The sequence below is a fragment of the Vescimonas sp. genome, assembly GCF_057856985.1.
In genome coordinates, this window is sequence record NZ_DBLZXX010000003.1 from 98779 (window position 1) to 115707 (window position 16929).

A 16929-nucleotide genomic window follows, 5' to 3' on the forward strand; every position below is an offset into this window, starting at 1 on the left:
ATCAATGGGTCTTTCGTTTTTTCATCAGCTGTGCCCCGGCGTAGGCTGCGATCAGCACCCACGCACCGCCCAGCGTGATGAGAAGAGCTTTGGACGCGGAGGGCAGGGGCCCCAGATCCTCACCGCCGGCGGCAGACAGGCCGCCTCGCTGGTCCAGCCGGTACAGGCTGGTCACATCGGCGTACAGCCGGGTCATGTAGGCATCGTCCACCGTCTCTTTACGGCGCACGGACTTCACCACGTTCTCAATGAGCTGGCCCGCGGCGTTGCGCAGGGAGGTGGAGCCGTTGTAGACTGGCGTGGTGAACGTGTTGTCCACGTTGTTCAGCAGCAGCTGGGATGCCTGGATCTTTACGTCGTAGTAGAGAGAATCGTCCTCGCCTGCGCGGGAGAGATAGTCCCGATATTCCGCAGACTGCTGGGCCTTGGCGGTGACGGGGACATAGCCCTCCGTCCGGGCGTAGGCGATCTGGACGTCGTTGGTCAGCAGATACTGGGCGAACAGCCACGAGGCCAGCACCTCCTGGGGATCGTCCTTGTTGAACACGCACACCGACGGGCCCTGGGAGATCATCTGGGGATGATCGGGGTCGCACTGGGGCACGGCCATCACCGCCGTCTCAAAGTCCACGTACTTGTCGGCGCTGATGTCGCTCAGCGGCGCGTGAGAACCCATCCATGTGGCACCGGCGGTGGAGTCTACCGCGAACAGGCACTGCCCCGCGTTCAGAAAGTTGGCAGGGTAGCCGGAGATCTTGAAGGTGGAGAAGGCACCGCTGGCGGTGTGGCGGGCCACGTCGTACAGGATGTCCTCCGTGGTGTCGTTGAAGATCTGCACGTCGCCGCTGTCAGTGGAGTAACCGGCGTTTTTCTGGCGCAGCAGCTGGATCATCATGTTGTCCGTGGACTTATAGATGAAGGGCAGCAGCACCTGCTGGCCGTTGACGGTGTAGGTGCCGTCGGCATTTTTCGCCGCGGCGGCTGCCTCCGACACCTCCCACACGAAGTCCCAGGTCAGCATTTCCGGCAGCTCATAGCCCAAGGCCTCCACATAGGTCCTGTTGACGTAGCACGCCTCGGTGGAGCGCATGAAGGGCACGGCGTAGTGGCTGCCGGAGAAGCTGCACTCCTCCAGAAACCGGGAGATCATCTCCTCCGACGCGGGGCCGTCGTACCGCAGGGCACTGCCGCCCAGACCGTACTGCTCGTCGGCGAACAGAGCGTCCAGCGGGGCCACCACGTTGTCGCCGGTGAGGTACGTGGCGATGTGGTCGGGGTAGGTGATGCACACATTGGGAGTGGTGTTGGTGGCGATGTTGGTGATGACATCGTTGTAGATCTTGCCGTAGTCAGTGTAGAGCCGCAGCTTCACGGTGATGTTGGGGTACAGCGCCTGGAAGTCGGCGATGGCCTTGCTGTAGATGTCCACCTGGGTCTTGTTGGTGTCGTTCTTGGCCCAGAACGTGATCTCGTACTGCCGCGACTCGTCAAAGCTGTCCGGCACGGTGAAGGCGTTCTGGCTGCGTGAGCCGTGACACCCGCAGAGGGTGGTCAGCAGGGTCACAAGTGACAGCGTCAGCGCGGCCATGCGGGTGTGTCTCATCCCTTGGTGCCTCCTCTCGAAACGCCCTCCATCACTTTGTTGCGGAACAGGAGGAACAGCACGATCAGCGGCACGGAGATGACCACTACCGCCGCCATCATGGCGGGGATGTTCTCCCGTCCGAAGCCGTTTTCGCGGATGGCTTGGATCCCATTGGACACCAGAAAGTAGTTCTCATCGTCGGTGATGAGGCGGGGCCACACATAGGAGTTCCAGCACTCGATGACCTTCAGGATGACGATAGTTACTACCGTGGGGCGGCAGATGGGCAGCATCACCTTCCAAAGGTACTTGAAGTCGGAGGTGCCGTCCACCTTGGCGGCGTAGTACAGCTCATTGGGGATCTGGGCGAAGTTCTCCTTCAGAAGATAGATGTAAAACACCGATGTCACCGACGGCAAAATCAGGCCCCAGAATGTGTTGCGCAGGCCGGCGTCCGTAATGGTGACGAAGTTGGTGATGATGACCAGTTCATTGGGTATCATCATCAGTGCCAGAAAGCATGTAAAGGCCAACTGCTTGCCGCGGAAATTCAGCCGCGCGAAGGCGAATGCCGCCAGTGTGATGACCACCAGCATGATGGCCGTGGTGGCCACGGTGAAGATCACCGTGTTCAGGAAGTAGCGGCCCAGCGGCACGGCGGTGAAGGCATCACGGTAGTTCTGGAGGGTGGGGGACAGGGTGAAAAAGGCGGGGATGCGCTCGGAGCTGTACGCGCTGTAACTCTTCACGGAGGTCAGCACCATCCAGTAAAAGGGAAACAGCACGATGACGGCCCACAGGGCCAGCAGCACGTAGGTGACGGCGCGGCGCACCGCTCTGCGGCGGCGGGCGGCAAGCTCCACCTGCTTGTAATCGGTATGGGGATCCACAGTGCCGCCTCCTCTCAATAGTGGACGTGCTTCCGGCTCACCAGCAGGTTGATGCAGGTGATGGTCAGCACGATGGCGAACAGGATGATGGCTGCCGCCGATGCGAAGGACGGGTAGCCGCCGGAGTCACCGTACAGCATGTCGTAGATGTAGCCCACCATGGTGTTCATCTGGGCGGCGTTCAGGTCGGTGCCGAACAGGGCCACCGCGTCACTGTACGCCTTGAATGCGCCGATGAAGCCGGTGATGACCAGATAGAAGATCATGGGGGAGATCATGGGCAGGGTGATGCGGGTGAAGATGCGCCAGCGGGGCGTGCCGTCCACGCGGGCGGCGTTGTAGTAGTCCTGCTTCACCGAGGCCAGCGCACTGGTGAGGATCAGGATCTTGAAGGGCAGCACTATCCACACGGTGTAGAAGCACAGGACGAACATCTTGGCCCAGTACGGCCCATCGATAAAATCCACGCCGGGGCTGCCGAACCAGTGGAGCATCACATTTACCAGCCCATCGGTGTAGGCGGTCTTTTTGAACAAAATCATGAAAACCAGACCCACCGCCAGCGTATTGGTGACGTAGGGAAGGAAATACACCGTCTGGAACAGGCTCCGCAGCTTTTCGATGGAGCTGAGCCCCAGCGAGACGAGGAGGGCAAGGCCGGTGGACACCGGCACGGTGATGATGACCAGGATGAAGGTGTTTTTCAGTGCCTGCAGGAAGTAGGGGTCCCGCAGCACGTAGCGGTAGTTGAACAGGCCCACACCGGAAAATGTCTGGGACGCGGAATTGTACCCCTCCTCAAAGGAGTACACGAACACGTCCACCAGCGGGTAGACCATGAACACGCCCAGAAAGGCGATGGCGGGCAGCAGATAGAGCCAGCCCTTGACGCTGCACTTGTCCATGGCGTCACCTCAGAGTGCAGTCCAGCCGGACCTGCGTGTCGCGGTGGAACAGGAACACCTTGTGGGGCTTCAGGGCGAAGCGTATCGACTCCCGGGTGGTATCTACGCGGCTATCGGCGGTGATGATGGCGCGGATCACCGCGTTTTCACAGTCTGGATGGGTGCATACCACGCTGATGTCGCGGCCCATGACCTCCACGCGATCCAGCTTGCAGCACAGGGGGCCATCCTCCGCAGGGACGAAGCCCTCCGGACGGACGGCGGCGTACACCGGCTGCTCCTCGGCGCCTGCCGCGTCCAGCACCGCCGCGCCGCCTATGTACAGCTTGCCGTCCCTGATGCATCCGTCAAAGACGTGGATGGGCGGAGTGCCCAGAAATTTGGCCACGAACAGGTTCACGGGATTGTCGTATACCTCCTGGGGCTTGCCGATCTGCTGCACCACACCATCGCGCATCACCACGATCATGTCGGAGATGCTCATGGCCTCCTCCTGATCGTGAGTGACAAACACGGTAGTGACGCTGGTCTGCCGCTGGATGCGGCGGATCTCCTCCCGGGTCTGGAGGCGCAGCCGCGCGTCCAGATTGGACAGCGGCTCGTCCAGAAGCAGCACGCGGGGGCGCTTTACCAGTGCCCGGGCAATGGCTACCCGCTGCTGCTGTCCGCCGGACAGCTCACTGGGCTTGCGGTCCATCAGCCCCTCCAGCTGCACCAGCTTTGCCGCGGCCAGTGTCCGCTCCGCCATCTCTGCTTTGGTGAGCTTGTCCGCGCCCCGCAGGTTTTCCAGCGGGAACATGATGTTCTGCCGTACCGTCAGGTGGGGGTACAGCGCGTAGTTCTGGAACACCAGCCCCACGCCGCGATTCTCCGGCGGCAGATGGGTCACATCGTCTTCACCAAAGAAGATCTGGCCTGCGGTAGGCTCCAGCAGGCCGCTGATAAGGTTCAGTGCTGTGCTCTTGCCGCAGCCGGAGGGACCCAGCAGGCCGATGAGCTTTCCGTCGGGGATCTCAAAGGTAAAATCGTTGACGGCGACGACATCGCCGCCCGCTTTCTTGTTGCGGTTGGGGAACTTCTTGGTCAGATGTTGCAGCGTGACCTTCATGGCAGCTTCTCCTGTATTCTGGCGGCTCCGTCTCACGGGACGGGAGGCGACTGTAATGACCGCACTATTGTACCACAGTTCACGGCGTAAATCTCCTGTTTTTACAAAACTTTCCGGAAAATTTTCCGCCTGCCTGTCAGGCGCCACCTGTGCCGGAGGCACATAGAATGAGGTGAGCCGTTTTCGGTTCACTCGATCTGACCACTTCAAAGGAGGAATATCTCTTGTATACAGAGAGGACTACTGCCGCTGCGGCGGCAGCGCGGGACGGCACTGCCCGCGATATGACGGCCCGCAGTGATGCAGCCTGCCGCGAGATGGACGGCTCGCTGCCCGGCGGCTGCGGCAATATGGTATTTCCCTATATCGCTATGCAGCGGGAGAACGCACAGCGCTACGATAACAGGGAGGCTCTTTTGCAGGGCACACTGTTCCCGGGTTTGGATCTGCCGTTCCGCAAGGAGCTGCGCTCCCGCTTTCCCCAGGTGAACGAGGCGCTGCTGGAGCTGATGGCCTTGGACTTTGCCATCGACGAGCTGGGGCTGTATCTCACCACCCATCCCAATGACCAGCAGGCGCTGGAGCTGTACTGGAGCTACATCCGTCTGGGCAGGGCGGGCCGCGCCAAATACGAGGAGACCAACGGCCCGCTGCTGCAGACGGACATCACCGAGGGAGGCTTCCGCTGGTTGGATGATCCATGGCCCTGGGATAAAGGAGGGAACGACTGATGTTTGTCTATGAAAAGAAGCTGCAATATCCGGTGAAGATCAAGAACACCAATCCGCGTCTGGCTGCGCTGATCATTTCACAATACGGCGGGCCGGATGGGGAACTGGGCGCGTCCCTGCGTTACCTGAGCCAGCGCTACTCCATGCCGTATCCGGAGCTGAAGGGCTTGCTCACCGACATCGGCACAGAGGAACTGGGGCATCTGGAGATGATCGGTGCTATCGTTCACCAGCTGACCTGCAACCTGTCAGAGCAGGACATCAAGACCGCCGGTTTTGACGCCTACTTCGTGGACCATACCGCCGGTATCTATCCTACCGCAGCCTCCGGTTCACCGTGGAATGCGGCCAGCATAGGCGTGAAGGGAGACCTCATCGCTGACTTGACGGAAGACCTGGCGGCGGAACAGAAAGCCCGCGTCACCTACGATAACATTCTGCGGCTCAGCGACGACCCCGATGTCAACGACGTCATCAAGTTCCTGCGGGCCCGCGAGATTGTGCATTTTCAACGGTTCGGAGAAGGTCTGCGCCTGGCCAAGGATCGCATGAATGAGAAGAACATCTACTTCCTTAACCCGTCCTTCGACAGCTGACGGCGAGAGGGGAGCGGAGGAAAGCATAAAACATGGGGGAGAAGGCATATGTCCTCTCCCCTATGTTTTCGCCCTGTGCGAGTGCAGTGGCTTCCGGCGTTTTTCAAAAAGTACGTTATTTTGCATTTCAACCCTCACGCCCCGTGAGAGGCGCGACGAGAGCCACAACTACAAGAACCTGTTCCTGTACACATTTCAATCCACGCGCCGACCGCGAAAGGCGCGACTCTTTGGCGGGTGCATCGCCGCCGTACCGGTGAGGTGATCCGTCACGGTCTGGTACTCCCGACCATGTTCGCCCTCCTTCCGATGGGCGTCATACGTCATGCCTATCCTCTTACGCGAAAATATGTATATATTATACAATATTTGATGAATATCGCCAAATTAATTGCACATTTTAACTATATCTGCCATGCACCCCGTTTTCTTTTTGTGCCCGCTGTGGTATGATACATAAAACCCGCCGCGCCGCCATAGGCTTTCCGCAGGAGGGGAGTCACATGGTGCTGTTTATCCCGAAAAAAGCGATATGCGCCTGCGCACTGGCCGCAGCACTGGTGACGCTGGCGGCGGTGGCCCTGCGTCCGTCGCCGGATACCGTACCGGCCTCGACTGCTGCGGAACCCCGCACCATGCTGGTACTGGATGCCGGCCACGGCGGGGAGGACGGCGGTGCCGTGTCGGACAGCGGCGTGGCCGAGAGCGGCATCAATCTTCAGATCACGCGGCGGCTCTATGAGATTTTGCGGTTCCTGGGCCACCCGGCGGTGATGACCCGCACCGGCGACGAGGCCATCTACGACGACGACGCCGCGACCCTGCGGGAGAAGAAAGTGTCCGACCTGAAGAACCGCACGAAGCTGGCCAACGAGACAGCCGGCGGTCTGCTCATCAGCATCCACCAGAACTGCCTGCCCGGCTACCCCAACGTCCGCGGCGCTCAGGTGTTTTACAACGCCGTCCTACCTTCCCGGCAGTTGGCTGAGGCGATGCAGCAGACGCTGAACACCGCGGTGAATACGGACCGTGCCAAGGCCGCCATGCCCATCGGCGACGGAGTGTACCTCATGACCCACACCACCTGCCCTGCCATTCTGGTGGAGTGCGGTTTTCTGTCCAGTCCGCAGGAGACGGCGCTTCTGCAGCAGCCGTCCTACCAAATGAAAATAGCCGCCGTCATCGCGGCGGGCTACTGCCAATATTGTACGAGTGAGGGAACAACATGAAAGCAAAAACCGTCTTTTTCTGCACAGAGTGCGGCAGCGAGAGCCCCAAGTGGTCGGGTCGCTGCGCCGTCTGCGGCGCGTGGAACTCCATGGTGGAGCAGCCAGCGGAGCGGCCTGTCAAAAGCGGAAAGACCCAGCGCATCGCAAATGCTGTAAACGCGTCTCCCATTACATCCTTGCAGGAGGATGAGGAGATCCGTTTCCCCACCGGCATGGGGGAGCTGGACCGCGTGCTGGGCGGCGGCGCTGTAAAAGGCTCGCTGGTGCTGGTGGGCGGCGCACCAGGTATCGGCAAATCCACACTGATGCTCCAGATCTGTCAGCAGCTGGGCCGAACCTGCAAGGTGCTGTACGTCTCCGGCGAGGAGTCTGCCCGCCAGCTGAAGCTGCGGGCCAAGCGTCTGTCCGTGGACAGCGGGAACCTGTTCGTCCTGTCGGAGACGCGGCTGGGCGACGTGCTGGAGTGTATCCGCAGGGAGGAGCCGGACGTGCTGATCGTGGACTCCATTCAGACTCTGTATAACGAGGAACTGGACGCCCCTGCCGGCGGCGTGGGGCAGGTGAAGGACTGCACCATGGCTCTGATGCAGGTGGCCAAGGGACAGGGCGTCACAGTGTTCGTCATCGGCCACGTCAACAAGGAGGGCAGCATCGCCGGTCCCAAGGTGCTGGAGCACATGGTGGACTGCGTGCTGTACTTCGAGGGCGACAGCCGCATGACCTACCGTATCCTCCGCGCTGCCAAGAACCGCTTCGGCGCCACGAATGAGATCGGCGTCTTTGAGATGCTGGACAGCGGTCTGCGGGAGGTGGAGAACCCCTCGGAGATGCTGCTGTCCGGACGGCCCCAGGATGCCTCCGGCACCTGCGTTACCTGCGTCATGGAGGGCGCGCGCCCCGTGCTGGCGGAGATACAGGCCCTCGTCGCCCCCTCTGCCGGAGCTCGCCCGCTTCGCAGCAGCAACGGCTTCGACTACAACCGCGCCGCCATGCTGCTGGCAGTGCTGGAGAAGCGGGGCGGTCTGAAGGTCAGCCAGTGCGACGCCTATCTGAATATCATCGGCGGCCTGACACTGGACGAGCCTGCCGCCGATCTGGCCGCCGTGGTGGCTATCGCTTCCAGTTATCTGGACAAGCCCGTGCCCAACGGCATGGCCGCCGTAGGCGAGGTGGGCCTTTCCGGCGAGATACGCAGCGTCAGTCACATGGAGCAGCGCCTTTCGGAGGTAAAGCGTTTGGGCTTTACAGAGTGTATCATTCCCGCACATCACGCTGTTGATCTGCGGGAGCGCTCCTCTCTGGAGCTGCTGCCGGTCCGGAACATCTCGGAGGCGCTGCGTCTGCTGGCGCAGGGAAAATAGGCAGGTAGTGGACGCAGGGATGACCGGCACTGGGCTGTCCGGCCGTGCTGCAGGTATCCAGCGTACACAGCCCGTCCCGCTGCCACTGGCAGCTGTCGGTGCAGGGGATCATACCATCACTCCTTTGCCGATAGTGTGCCACCGCCGCCGGATAATATGAAAAAATGCCCTCCGGCAGCTGCCGGAGGGCATTTTTTCATGTCTCTTTATTCGGGGGAATTGAACCAGTCCTCGCAGAATTTGGCGATGGAGGGTACCAAGTCCTTGACGTAGCGGCGGCTGGTGTTGACGCACAGGTCGTAGGACTCCTTGGCGCCCCACTTGCTGTCGCTGTACATCTGATGGTGCTGGGCGCGGTTGCGGTCGATCTGCTTCATGCGCTTCTCGATCTCACCGGCGGTCAGGTTCTCACCCGCAGGTGCGCGGCGCTGGCAGCGCTCGATCTTGGAGTCCTTATCGGCGTACACGAAGATGTTCAGGGGCTTGTAGTCCTTCAGGATGACATCAGCGCCGCGGCCCACGATGACGCAATCGCCGCTCTTGGCGAAGTTCTCCAGGATCTTCCGCTGGGTCACGGCCACGCGGATGGGCTGGTCCATGATCTGGAAGGGGGGTACGCCGAACCGGTGGCCGATGGTCAGGGGATACGCGGCCTCTATACTCTTTTCGGACACGTGCGCCACGTAGTCCTCATTAAAGCCGTTTTCCTTGGCAATCATTTCGATGATCTCATGGTCGTAGCAGGGGATATGCAGCGCCTCTGCCAGACGCTTGCCCAGCTCACGACCGCCGGAGCCAAATTCACGGCTGATGGTGATGATACGGTTCATGGATACGACCTCCTTTTAGATATGCGATCAATATTCGTAGCAGCTGCCGCCCACAAATTCGCGGACGATGGAGTTGCGGGGTACGTAAGGGGTGTGCAGCGGGGGCACGGTGGACACCACATCGATGAGATCGGTAAGATCGTGCTCCTTCATGTATTCCGGCGTCAGCTCCTCGCGGAAGTTGGGGATCTCGCTGAGACACTTGGCCAGGATGCAGGGCTCGTAGTCGTGGAATGAGTCAATGTGGATGGCGGCGTTGCCCTTGAAGGGCTTAATATAGTTGACCTCGCCGCGGTTGACGCTCTCCGCCCGCTCCACCGTCTCCCGCAGGGAATGGCCGCGGGTGTTGTAGTCGCGGATGAGCCGCCGTGCCACCCGCAGCTGCTCCGGCCGCACCACGCGGTCGTTGTGAGTGAGGATGCGGGTGCGGGGCGCCACATAGATGCCGGTGGCCGCGCCGCGGATCTTGTCAAAAATCAGGGGGTTCAGCATATGGATGCCCTCGGCGATGACGATGCAGTCCTTTTCACCCTGCATCTTCTTATAGCCGCCTGTGTTGCCGGACTTGAAATCATACCAGGGGATGTCGGCCTCCTTGCCGTCCAGCAGCTTGCTGATGCAGGATACCAGCAGATCCACATTCACGCAGTAGGGGGACTCCCAATCGGCAGCCTCCTTCGGCCGCTGATCCAGCGGCAGGAAAAAGTTGTCCATGCTCAGCAGGCATACGGTGACGCCTAAATTTTCAAGATAGTCCTTCAGCCGCATGGCGGAGGTGGTCTTGCCGCTGCCGGAGGGGCCGGTCAGCGCCACGATAGGCCGGTTGCTGGAGAGAATGGTAGCCGCGGCTGCGGAGATCTTGTCGTGGAATACCTCCTCGCACCGCAGGACAAACTGGGTCTCATTGTTCATGGATTCCTGAATATTTTCCAAATCGATAACGCGCATAGTGCAGCTCCTTCATGATGGAAATTCAAAATCGTGGATAGTATACCACACTTTAGCCTTACCGTCAAACGGGCAAAATGCCGGAATTCCCCAGTATTTTGCGGAACTTTTCCCGCAGCAGCAAAAACGCCCACATAATGGGGGCGTTTTTTGGCGTGAAATTTATTTGGTGCCGAAGATGCGGTCGCCTGCATCACCCAGACCGGGGACGATGTAGCCGTTCTCGTTGAGGCACTTGTCCACAGCGCCGGCGTAGATGTCCACATCGGGGTAAAGCTTCTGCAGATACTCGATACCCTCGGGAGCCGCCACCAGCACCATCAGCTTGATGTGCTTGCAGCCGAACTTCTTCATCTCGGCGATGGCCTCTGCGGCGGAGCCGCCGGTGGCCAGCATGGGGTCCACGATCAGCACGTCACGCTCGGCTACGTCCTTGGGCATCTTGCAGAAGTAGGGATGGGGCTCCAGCGTCTCCTCATCGCGGTACATACCGATGTGTCCCACGCGGGCGGAGGGGACCAGACGCAGCACGCCGTCTACCAGACCAAGACCGGCACGGAGGATGGGAACCACCACGAATTTGCGGCCCGCCAGCGTGGGCGCTTCCATTTCACAGATAGGTGTTTCGATGTGCTTGGTGGTCAGGGGAAGGTCCCGGGTAGCCTCATAGGTGATGAGCATGCCGATCTCGGATACCAGCTCGCGGAAATCCTTGACGCTGGTGTTCTTGTCGCGCATGATCGTCAGCTTGTGGGACACCAGGGGATGGTTCACGATATGCACTTTCTCGCTAAACATGGTTGTCTCCTCCGTGTATGTAAAATTTTGCATGGAACACAATAAAATGTCAGTCCAGCGTGATCTTCAGCCCGCGGGACAGCCGCTCCCGCTCCGCCTGACTGAGCCGCAGGTACACCGGCTCCAGATGCTGGGCCGTCACGGTCTCGCCCCGTGCCGCCATCTCCTCCGCGCACAGCGCCACGCCCACGGCGGACTGCATCCGGTGATGCTCGTCGGCCATGCGGCAGGAGATGCCCGCCGTGCTGAGATAGTCGGCACACAGCGCCGCACCATCGCCAACCACCAACTTTTCCTCCGGCATGTCCCGCAGCAGGGAAGCCAGCTCCTCCAGAGAGATGGCGCAGTCCTGCGTCACGCGGAGAACGCGGCCGTTCTCACCGCGGAACAGAGCGTGGTAGATCTGCTGACGGCGGGCGTCCATGGCTCCAATGATGAGTCCTTGAAAGTCCGCAGCCGTCCGCGCCATAGCCGCCAGCGTGGACACGCCGCAGCAGGGCAGCTCTTTGGCCCACGCCAAGCCCTTGGCCGCCGATACGCCGATACGCAGCCCCGTGAAGCTGCCCGGCCCGTTGGCTGCGGCGATGAGCCCGATGTCATCCAGCGACAGCCCCGCTGTACGCAGCATCCCATCGATGAGGGGCATCAGCGTCACACTGTGGGTCAGCCCGCGGTTCTGATAGGCGGAGGCCAGAACCGCGCCATTTTCCGTGACAGCGGCGGACACGCTCTTGGCCGATGTCTCCAGCGCCAGTATCTTCACAGTCCCTCGCCTCCCGTGATGGTGATGATGCGGTCATTTTCATTGTCGCCGCGGGCGATGTCCACCCACACGGCGTCCTCCGGCAGAGCGCCGGACACCTGCTCCGACCACTCCACGGCGCACACGCCGCCGCGGGTCAGATAGTCCTCCCAGCCGATGTCGAACAGCTCATCCTCGCCGCCCAGGCGGTACATATCGAAATGGAACAGGGGGATGTCCCCACTGTACTCATTGACGATGGTGAACGTAGGACTGGTCACACGTCCGCGGCAGCCCAATCCTCGGGCCAGCCCGCGGGTGAACGCAGTCTTGCCCATGCCCAGTCCTCCGCGATAGGCCACCACGCTCCCGGCATGGAGCGTCCGGCCCAGCTCCTCACCGATGCGCTCCGTTTCCTCCGGACTGTGGGACAGATATTCCATGCCTTCACCTCATTTCTGCTCAAACCAACTTATTATACCATGCTTTCCCACAAAAGAAAAGAGCGAAACTCTGGTTTACAGATAAAACTTCTTGTGGTACACTTAGCGTGTTATCATGCGTTTTTACCAGCCCACTGGAAAGGAGACCCGCCCATGTTCCGTCGTTCCCGCGACTTTTTCACCGACATCCTGCGCCAGACGGATCTGGTACTGCTGGCGCTGTGCGCGGCGGCATCCCTGTTCGGTATCCTCATGGTGGCCAGCGCCACCCGCTACATGCATACCTGGCGTCTGGTGGCGGTCCAGTCTGCGGCCCTGCTGCTGGGCGTGATACTGTACTTGCTGGTGTCCCAGGTGGATCTGAACGACCTGTCCAAATACTGGAAGTGGATATTTCTGACGGGCATCATCTTTATTCTCCTGCTGGTGACGCCGCTGGGTATCGAGGATAATACCGGCAACCGCGCCTGGCTGGATTTCCCGTTCCTCCCCGTAAAGGTGCAGCCCGCCGAGATCGTGAAGCTCACCTTCACACTGGTGCTGGCCAAGCAGCTGGCGTGGCTCAAGGAGAACCGCGACCTCAGCAGTATCCCGTCCATCCTGTTTCTGGGCGCCCACTTCGGTGTGATCTTCCTGCTCTACTATAAGGTGTCCTCCGACATGGGCAGCGCACTGGTGTTCCTGTTCATCTTCATCTGCATGTGCTTCGTAGCCGGTGTGGCCCTGCACTGGTTCGCCATCGGCGGCGTGCTGGGCGGCGTAGGCTTCTGGGCGCTGTGGGACCTGAACAAGATGCCCAAGTACATGAAGCTCCGGTTTCAGGTGCTGTTCGACCATACGCTGGACGTGCAGAACACCGGCTGGCAGCAGACCCGCAGCCTGATGGCGCTGGGCAGCGGCAAGCTCACGGGGGAGGGGCTGTTCCACGGCACCCAGACCCAGAGCGAGTATAGCTCTGCGCTGCCCAATCGTCACACCGATTTTATCTTCACTGTCATCGGCGAGGAGCTGGGCATGGTGGGCTGCCTGCTGACGCTGGCACTGCTGACGGCCATCGTGGTCCGGTGCATCTGGGTGGCTCGTCACGCCAAGACCCGCCAGGAGGGCTTGGTCTGCATCGGCGTGGCCGGCATGGTGATCTTCCAGGTCATCGTCAACGTGGGCATGTGTCTGTTCGTCATGCCCGTCATCGGCCTGACGCTGCCGTTCATCAGCTACGGCGGCTCATCGCTGCTGATGCTGTTCATCTCCATGGGGCTTGTGTCCGGCGTACAGGGCCGGTCCAAGCCGGACTGGCTGCGATAATAGCCTCCCGGGGCGCGTCCAACGGACGCGCCCTTTTTTATTTACAGTTTGTTCGGAGGAAAATCGGTTGTCATACCGGAAACGCCGTGCTATAATAGTGCCGTTAATAGCAGAGTTAAAAACAGTGAGAGCGTGGGCTGATGCGCCCATGAGCCGCGGGCCGCCGGGCCCGCCGTACCTCGCGGAAGGAGCGATTTGCCCATGATTCCCTGTACCATTCAGGAGATATGCGCCGCCGTGGGCGGTACGATGCTGCAAGACAGCCCCGCCGCTATTACCGGCGTCACCACCGACAGCCGCGCCGTCTCGGCGGGCCAGCTGTTTATCCCCCTGACCGGCGAGCGCTTCGACGGCCACGCCTATATTGACGCCGCCCTCACCGGCGGCGCAGAGGGCTGCCTGACGGCCCGCCGCCCGGACAAGCTGCTGCCCCATAAGGCCTACGTGCTGGTGGAGGACACCCGTCTGGCCCTGGGCGCCTTGGCTGCCTGGTATCGCAGCCGCTTCACTCTGCCCGTGGTGCAGATCACCGGCTCCGCAGGCAAGACCACGACCAAGGAGATGGTGGCCGCCGTCCTGTCCCAGCGGTACGATACCCTGAAGACTCAGGCCAACTACAACAACGACATCGGCACGCCGCTGACTCTGCTGAACCTGACGCCGCAGCACGAGGCTGCGGTCATCGAGACGGGCATGAATCACTTTGGCGAGATACGCTATCTGGGCGAACTGGTGCGGCCCGATATCGCCGTTATCACCAACGTGGGCGATGCCCACATCGAAAATCTGGGCAACACGCGGCAGGGCATCCTGCAGGCCAAGTGCGAGATATTTGAACACCTGCCGCCGGACGGGCTTGCCGTCCTCAACGGTGACGATCCGCTGCTGAACACCGTTGCCCTGCCCCAGACCGTCCTGCGCTGCGGCAGGGGGGAGGGCTGTCAGATCCGCGTCACAGACGTGGACGACTGCGGCATCGAGGGTATCTCCTGCACTGTCACCACCGCCAGGGGCAGCTATCGTCTGCACACCGCGTCCCCCGGGGCGTACATGATCTACCCCATGGCTATGGCCGCCGCCATCGGAGAAGTCCTGGGTCTGACGGCGGCGGAGATCACCGCCGGCGTGGCCTCCTATGTCCCTACCGGCTCCCGCATGCGGGTGCTGCACCTGCCGGAGGGCCGCCTGCTCATCGATGACTGTTATAACGCCAACCCTCAGGCTATGACCGAGGCCCTGAAGCTGCTGTCCGTCACGCCGTCCCGCCGCCGTCTGGCCGTGCTGGGCGACATGGGGGAGCTGGGGGAGCTTACCGTCTCTGCCCACCGCGCCATCGGCGTACTGGCGGGAGAGCTGCATATCGACGCCGTCATCGCCGTAGGGGAGAAGGCCCGCGGCATCGCCGCCGAAGCCCCCAACGCCCAGTGGTACGCCGCAGCGGAGGACGCGCTGCCCGCCGTCCGCGCCGCCTTCGGCCCCGATACGGCTCTGTTGGTGAAGGCGTCCCACGCCATGCACATGGAGACTATTGTCAAGGAATTGGAAGCACAGACATGATCGACATTCGCGTAGAGGGACTGGTGAAGTCCTTCGACCTGGAAAAGAAAATACTGGACGGCCTGACGTTTCAGGTGGACACCGGCGAGCGGGTGGGCCTGCTGGGCCGCAATGGCGCAGGCAAGACCACGCTGTTCAAAATACTTACCGGCGAGCTGGACTACGACAGCGGCACGGTGCAGATCGCGTCGGGCCGCCGCGTGGGGCTTATCTCCCAGATCCCTGTCTATCCCGAGGGCTACACGGTGGAGGATGTGCTGCGCACCGCCTTTGCCCGCATGTTTCGCATGAAGGACGAGATGGACGCCCTGACCCTCGCCATGGAGCAGGGCGCCTCCGACGACGCCACCCTCCGGCGTTACGGCGAGCTGAATGCCCGCTTCGAGGGACTGGGCGGCTGGGATACCGACACCGCAGTGAACAAGGTGGCCAACGGCCTGAGCATCTCCGATGAGATGCGCACCCGCCTCTTCGACCGCCTGTCCGGCGGCGAAAAGACCCGTGTGAACCTGGGCCGCCTGATTCTGGAGGACACGGACGTTCTGCTGCTGGACGAGCCCACCAACCATCTGGACCTGCAGGCCACGGAGTGGCTGGAGGACTACCTCCGCAACTTCCGCGGCACCGTGGTCACCATCAGCCACGACCGTTACTTTCTGGACCGCACTGTCACCCGCATCATCGAGATACAGGACGGCAAGGCCGAGTTTTACAGCGGGAATTACAGCTTTTACGCCATTGAGAAGGAGCGTCGCTATCAGGAACGCATGAAGCAGTACCTGAAGGAGCAGGCCAAGATCCAGCAGCTGGAAAAGGCGGCGGAGCAGATGCACCTCTGGGCTTTTATGGGCAACGATGCTCTGCACAAACGGGCCTTCTCCATGGAAAAGCGTATCGAGCGGATGCGTACCACCCAGAAGCCCACCAAGGCCCGCCGACTGGAGGCCCGCTTCCAGAGCCGGGAGTTCAAGGGCGACGAGGTCCTGCAGATCAAGGGCGTCTCCAAGTCCTTTGGGGGGCGTAGACTCTTTGAGGACGTGTACCTCCGCGTGGAGGGAGGGGAACGCATTGCTCTGCTGGGCGAGAACGGCACCGGCAAGACCACCCTGCTGAACATGATCGTGGGGCTGGACGGGCCCGACACCGGTATGATCCGGCTGGGCCCCTCCGTCAAGGCCGCCTACCTGCCGCAGGTCATCCACTTCGACCATCCGGAGCGCAGCATTCTGGACACCATGCTCTACGAGCTGGACATCACGCCCCAGTCGGCCCGCAACCGTCTGGCGGCGTATCAGTTTACCGGCGAGGATGTGTTCAAGTCCGTCTCTGTGCTGTCCGGCGGCGAACTCAGCCGTCTGCGGCTGTGCATGCTGATGGACGAGAGCATCAACCTCCTGATCCTGGACGAGCCAACCAACCATCTGGACATCGACTCCCGCGAGTGGCTGGAGCAGGCAGTGGAGGACTTTGACGGCACGCTGCTGTTCGTCAGCCACGACCGCTATTTCATCAATCGCTTCGCTACCCGTGTCTGGGAGCTGGAGGACCGCGCCGTCACCGACTACCCTATGGGCTTCATGCAGTACCGCCAGGTGCGGGAGGAGGCCCGCCGCGCCGCGCCGCCCGCCGCCGTACCGGCCCAGCCGAAGAAGCCCGCCCCTGTCGGCAGGGGCAGCCGCAGTCGGCAGGCGGCCCGTAAGCAGCTGACCATCTGCGAGACGGCCATCTCCCGTTTAGAGGCGTCCGTTGCTGCGTTGGACCGCGACATGGAAGCCGCCGCCTGCGACGCGGAGAAGCTGGGCGAGCTGTACCGGCAGCGTCAGGAGGTGGAGTCCCAGCTGGAGCAGGAGATGACCCGCTGGGAGGAGCTGAGCCTGCAACTGGAGGAACAGGAGAACTGA

At 61.4% G+C, this 16929-nt stretch carries 16 protein-coding genes; 7 read left to right on the plus strand and 9 right to left on the minus strand.

Annotated features, from left to right (window positions below):
- Window position 1: 1 nt before the first annotated feature.
- From ACZM22_RS04575 to ACZM22_RS04590, 4 genes are read right to left on the minus strand one after another with little or no spacing between them, the layout of a single operon-like run.
- Entirely contained in the window at window positions 2-1603 is a 1602-nt protein-coding gene (locus ACZM22_RS04575) for an ABC transporter substrate-binding protein (protein WP_489543252.1), read from the minus strand.
- The gene (locus tag ACZM22_RS04580; RefSeq protein WP_489543253.1) at window positions 1600-2475 is read right to left on the minus strand and encodes a carbohydrate ABC transporter permease; all 876 of its coding nucleotides are present in this window, start codon (window positions 2473-2475) and stop codon (window positions 1600-1602) included. The genes ACZM22_RS04575 and ACZM22_RS04580 overlap by 4 nt, the downstream gene beginning before the upstream one ends.
- Window positions 2476-2489: 14 nt before the next feature.
- Window positions 2490-3380: a carbohydrate ABC transporter permease gene (locus ACZM22_RS04585; RefSeq protein ID WP_483268364.1), complete on the minus strand. Its 891-nt coding sequence runs from the start codon at window positions 3378-3380 to the stop codon at window positions 2490-2492.
- A gap of 4 nt (window positions 3381-3384) precedes the next feature.
- A complete protein-coding gene (locus tag ACZM22_RS04590) occupies window positions 3385-4488 on the minus strand; it encodes an ABC transporter ATP-binding protein (protein ID WP_484437065.1) in 1104 nt (367 codons plus the stop codon).
- A gap of 224 nt (window positions 4489-4712) precedes the next feature.
- Between ACZM22_RS04590 and ACZM22_RS04595 the strand changes: the two genes are divergently transcribed.
- The 4 genes from ACZM22_RS04595 to radA all read left to right on the plus strand — a co-directional run bounded on the left by ACZM22_RS04595 (window position 4713) and on the right by radA (window position 8405).
- Entirely contained in the window at window positions 4713-5219 is a 507-nt protein-coding gene (locus ACZM22_RS04595; RefSeq protein ID WP_483268366.1) for a spore coat protein CotJB, read from the plus strand.
- A complete protein-coding gene (locus ACZM22_RS04600; protein ID WP_484424395.1) occupies window positions 5219-5815 on the plus strand; it encodes a manganese catalase family protein in 597 nt (198 codons plus the stop codon). The genes ACZM22_RS04595 and ACZM22_RS04600 overlap by 1 nt, the downstream gene beginning before the upstream one ends.
- Before the next feature lie 503 nt (window positions 5816-6318).
- The gene (locus ACZM22_RS04605; protein WP_489543254.1) at window positions 6319-7044 is read left to right on the plus strand and encodes an N-acetylmuramoyl-L-alanine amidase; all 726 of its coding nucleotides are present in this window, start codon (window positions 6319-6321) and stop codon (window positions 7042-7044) included.
- Window positions 7041-8405: a DNA repair protein RadA gene (gene radA / locus ACZM22_RS04610; RefSeq protein ID WP_489543255.1), complete on the plus strand. Its 1365-nt coding sequence runs from the start codon at window positions 7041-7043 to the stop codon at window positions 8403-8405. The genes ACZM22_RS04605 and radA overlap by 4 nt, the downstream gene beginning before the upstream one ends.
- A gap of 206 nt (window positions 8406-8611) precedes the next feature.
- On the opposite strand, the gene ACZM22_RS04615 is transcribed toward radA, so the two are convergent.
- The 5 genes from ACZM22_RS04615 to tsaE all read right to left on the minus strand — a co-directional run bounded on the left by ACZM22_RS04615 (window position 8612) and on the right by tsaE (window position 12166).
- On the minus strand, window positions 8612-9235 hold the full coding sequence (locus ACZM22_RS04615; protein ID WP_484437068.1) for a cytidylate kinase-like family protein: 624 nt from the start codon (window positions 9233-9235) through the stop codon (window positions 8612-8614).
- Window positions 9236-9262: 27 nt separating this feature from the next.
- Window positions 9263-10183, minus strand: a complete 921-nt coding sequence (locus ACZM22_RS04620; RefSeq protein ID WP_489543256.1) for a uridine kinase family protein — start codon at window positions 10181-10183, stop codon at window positions 9263-9265.
- Between the two features lie 162 nt (window positions 10184-10345).
- Window positions 10346-10981 (minus strand): uracil phosphoribosyltransferase, encoded by a 636-nt coding sequence (gene upp / locus ACZM22_RS04625; protein WP_483268372.1) that lies wholly within the window; start codon window positions 10979-10981, stop codon window positions 10346-10348.
- Between the two features lie 49 nt (window positions 10982-11030).
- Window positions 11031-11744: a tRNA (adenosine(37)-N6)-threonylcarbamoyltransferase complex dimerization subunit type 1 TsaB gene (gene tsaB, locus ACZM22_RS04630; protein ID WP_483268373.1), complete on the minus strand. Its 714-nt coding sequence runs from the start codon at window positions 11742-11744 to the stop codon at window positions 11031-11033.
- A complete protein-coding gene (gene tsaE, locus ACZM22_RS04635) occupies window positions 11741-12166 on the minus strand; it encodes a tRNA (adenosine(37)-N6)-threonylcarbamoyltransferase complex ATPase subunit type 1 TsaE (RefSeq protein WP_484424401.1) in 426 nt (141 codons plus the stop codon). The genes tsaB and tsaE overlap by 4 nt, the downstream gene beginning before the upstream one ends.
- Window positions 12167-12319: 153 nt before the next feature.
- Here tsaE and ACZM22_RS04640 point away from each other — a divergent pair, with 153 nt between their 5' ends.
- The 3 genes from ACZM22_RS04640 to abc-f all read left to right on the plus strand — a co-directional run bounded on the left by ACZM22_RS04640 (window position 12320) and on the right by abc-f (window position 16929).
- On the plus strand, window positions 12320-13471 hold the full coding sequence (locus ACZM22_RS04640; protein ID WP_484438108.1) for an FtsW/RodA/SpoVE family cell cycle protein: 1152 nt from the start codon (window positions 12320-12322) through the stop codon (window positions 13469-13471).
- Window positions 13472-13672: 201 nt separating this feature from the next.
- Window positions 13673-15028, plus strand: a complete 1356-nt coding sequence (locus ACZM22_RS04645; protein ID WP_489543257.1) for a UDP-N-acetylmuramoyl-tripeptide--D-alanyl-D-alanine ligase — start codon at window positions 13673-13675, stop codon at window positions 15026-15028.
- Complete coding sequence (gene abc-f, locus ACZM22_RS04650; protein ID WP_489543258.1) at window positions 15025-16929, plus strand: ribosomal protection-like ABC-F family protein; 1905 nt, start codon at window positions 15025-15027, stop codon at window positions 16927-16929. The genes ACZM22_RS04645 and abc-f overlap by 4 nt, the downstream gene beginning before the upstream one ends.